Source organism: Acinetobacter sp. 1566109 (assembly GCF_000582255.1).
GTDB lineage: Bacteria > Pseudomonadota > Gammaproteobacteria > Pseudomonadales > Moraxellaceae > Acinetobacter > Acinetobacter nosocomialis.
Genome location: NZ_JEYB01000191.1, coordinates 1 through 1,146, shown reverse-complemented (window position 1 = coordinate 1,146; position 1,146 = coordinate 1). Strand labels below are relative to the sequence as shown.

Below are 1,146 nucleotides of genomic sequence, written 5' to 3'. Positions count from 1 at the left end.
TAAAAAACCAATAATATAAAATTTTTTGCTATATCTTTGAGTTTGTCGTTTGGCTTGCTTTCCTCTCGTTAGTTCCACTCTCTATTGGGGTCATGTTAGGCTGTATCAACATTGTCGTGATTATGCTTGCTGGGCGCTTATTCTTTAATGAAAAACTAACTCGAAATCGCTTAATTGGTGTAGTTCTGATTGCGGTCGGTGTCACTATTGTTGGGATTGGGGCATGAAAAAATTTTATATTATTGGTTTTTTAATATTAATGCTCTTCGATACATTGGCTCAAATCAGTTTTAAGTTAGCTTCCATTCATGCGATGCCTTTAACTTTTGATGTAGATTGGCTGTTCCGAGTTTTTGGACATCCTTGGATTTATGGGGCTTTTATTGGATATATAGGTGCCTTTTTTATCTGGATGAACTTATTAAAGCATGCGCCTATAGGGCCGGCTTTTGCAGCTTCACATTTAGAACTCATCACGGTCATGTTTTTGTCGATTTGGCTGTTTAATGAACCGCTAACATTTACAAAAGTTACTGGCGCTATTCTTATTTTTGCAGGTGTTTGCTTCTTGGCTAAAGACGAAGAAGAGAGCCATAGTCGGGCAGATAAAAAAGTTGCTGATGGCAAGTGTGGCGCCAAGTAAACAATCTAATCATGGATGATGTCGGCCTTCTAGTAAGTGTCGGCATCATTTCCAAAAGGAGTAATCACCATGATGGAGTTGAATGGTGTGGGGCTTGGTTTGAGACGTGACTTTATAGATTCGTTTCTAGCTGCAAAAACATATCCGGACTTTATCGAAGTTGCCCCAGAAAACTGGTTAGGTTTTGGTGGTCGACATGCAAAACTACTTGCACAGTGTGCTGAAAAAGCGCCGTTAATTTGTCACGGCTTGTCATTATCTATTGGAGGGCCGCATCCGCTTAATCTCGAATTTATAGGTAAAGTAAAACACTTTTTAGAACAATATGATGTACCAATTTATTCTGAACATTTAAGTTATACAAATGACGGCGGCTATTTATACGATTTGTTGCCCATACCGATGACAGAAGCCGCTGTTAAATATGTGGCTGAACGTATTTTACGTGTGCAGGATATTTTAGGAAAAAGATTAGTTATAGAGAATGTTTCTACTTATTTAAT

Annotated in this window: 2 protein-coding genes and 1 pseudogene; all 3 read left to right on the top strand. The window is 38.2% G+C overall.

Annotated features, from left to right (window positions below):
- Positions 1-20: 20 nt before the first annotated feature.
- Positions 21-227: pseudogene (locus J582_RS0105590) on the top strand (EamA family transporter); the annotation flags it as partial.
- Complete coding sequence (locus tag J582_RS25325; protein ID WP_004887867.1) at positions 224-643, top strand: DMT family transporter; 420 nt, start codon at positions 224-226, stop codon at positions 641-643. The pseudogene J582_RS0105590 and the gene J582_RS25325, both read left to right, overlap by 4 nt.
- 69 nt (positions 644-712) lie before the next feature.
- A partial coding sequence (locus J582_RS25320; protein WP_155766489.1) for a DUF692 family multinuclear iron-containing protein occupies positions 713-1,146 on the top strand: 434 nt, incomplete at its 3' end.